Annotated in this window: 1 protein-coding gene; it reads right to left on the bottom strand. The window is 66.7% G+C overall.

What is annotated here, in order from left to right:
• Positions 1 to 218: 218 nt before the first annotated feature.
• On the bottom strand, positions 219 to 2,144 hold a 1,926-nt coding region (locus BP858_RS05950), incomplete at its 5' end, for a helicase-related protein (protein ID WP_286879097.1).

Genomic DNA, 2,144 nt, shown 5'->3' with positions numbered 1-2,144 from the left:
ATGGGAAATGTTAGCTGAAATGCTCCAGTAGCGGGGGCTTCCGGCTTTTTTTCGCGGCTCTCATCTGCTCGCGAAGGCTGCCGCCCGGTGGTGTTCCTCCTGAGCGTCGTCGGAGCGCTGTGTCTCAAGTGCGGAAGTGCACCACAAAAAGCGTATGAGACTGGACCTGGGCACCACCCGGAGTGTCCCGCGTGGAGATCGGTGATATCACCCTGCCCCTACCAGAACCGGTGCGTCTTGACGTAGTTCCTCTCCGCTTTCAGGATCTCGCGGTAGAAGGCGTCCCCTTCGGTTAGGGTGGCGAGGATCCGGGACGCCGCTTCCGGGCCGACGCCCTTTGCGGCGAGGGCGGTCACCGCCTTCCTGCCGCTTGAGAGGACGATGTTTGCGTTCCGCAGGAACCTGACCTCGATCGCCCGCTCCTCCTCGGACTTGTTCTTCTTCCTCATCGCCGGGATGAACTGCTCGTCCCAGGGCTTCAGCGCGGCGATGAGGCGGGCGTTGCAGAGCGGGCACTGCGGCCGGTCAGGGACCCGCTCGACGACGGTCCGGCTCTTCCACTTCCGGCAGTGCATGCAGAAGAGGACGACGTCCTCCTTCTCAAGGCGGCGCATCAGCGTCCCGATCACCGCCTGGTCGATCAGCGGCGGCGGGATCATGTCTCGCGACGACGAGAGCCCCTCACTCCCGAGCGGGCTCAACCCGCCGGTGGTGACGGCGATCCGGCCGTCCTGGACCCGGGAGAGGATCTCCTGCGCCGCGTCCACGTCCATGTAGTTGCTGAAGAGCTCCCGGTAGGCCTCCTCCGCGATGACGGTATCGTCGAAGAGACCGATGAGCCGGTGGATGCTGAACCGCTCGTAGTCGGCGTCCGCATCGATGGCGCCGAACTTCTTCGCCACCTGCACCAGTTTCCACTTGAAGAGCGCCGTCCGTTTCAGGGCGAGTTTCAGGACCCCGGGGAGGTGCGCGGGCTCGAGCCCGGCGATGGTCTCCTGGACCTCAAGCGCCCTGACGTTCTCGGGCAGGCGGAGGAGGAACCGGTAGGCGCCGACCTCGATCCCGACGGTCGAGCCGTAGCGGGCCGAGAGGAGGACCGAGAGCGCCCGTGCGAGCGCCTCGTTCGCCTTATGCCCGCCGCAGACGTTGCAGACCACCCCCTCGTCAGTGTTTTCGAGGGTGACCAGACGGTCTGAGGGGACCGGGTAGTTGCCCTGGTCCATCCGGGCAAGCGACTGTTCCGCGTAGGCGATCGCGCCGGGAACGCTTGAATACCGGTCGAACGTCCGGGTTCTCCGGAGCGCCCCGACCTCCCGGGCGACGGCGAACGGCACCGGGATCTGCTCCCCCTCCCACGACGGGACCTCACCGTTCGCCCTGGTGGCCGGCTCGACCGAGATCCTGCCGTCCTCCATCTCGAGCACCCGCCAGAGCTGGCCCTTCGTGATGAAGACCGCGCCGGTGTGCATCCACCCGACGACGAACGACTCATCCAGGGTCCCGACCGTGCGGCGCGAGACGATATCGAAGACCTCCATCTTCCGCTCGTCATGGATCATCGAGAGGTTCTCGATGAGGTAGCGCCGCGCCCGCCCGGTCCGGATGATCCGCGACCCGTCGAGCCGGATCAGGCGGTGTTCCGCCATCTGCCTGCAGACGGCGTCAAGCAGCGGCCCGCACCCGGCAAAGACGCTCGAAGCTTCAGTAATCTCCCGGACGCGGGAGACCTCGATCTCCCCGTACTCGACCGCGATCGCCGCCACCTGGTTGGCGAGCACGTCGGCGGCGCCAGCTGGCGGGACAATCCGCTCGCACTCGTTCGCCTTTGCCCGGCGCGCGATCACGAACGACTCCAGGAGGTCGTCAAACCCCGTGGCGAGGACGGTGCCCCGTGAGACAGCGTCGAGGCGGTGGCCGGCCCGGCCGACCCGCTGCACCAGACGCGAGACCTGCCGGGGGGAGCCGAACTGGACGACGTGCTCGATGTGCCCGATATCGATACCGAGTTCCATCGAGGATGTGGCGATGAGCGTCCGGATATCGCCCGTCCTGAACCGCTCCTCGGCATCGACCCTGACGTCCCGGGAGAGCGAACCGTGGTGGACCTCGACGTCGCCGCGGGAGAAGAGCTGGTGCCCGAGGGC

The sequence above is a fragment of the Methanoculleus sp. UBA413 genome (genome assembly GCF_002502935.1).
Lineage (GTDB): Archaea > Halobacteriota > Methanomicrobia > Methanomicrobiales > Methanoculleaceae > Methanoculleus > Methanoculleus bourgensis.
Note: the sequence above shows the minus strand (reverse complement) of the source record. Positions and strands in the feature narration are given on the sequence as shown.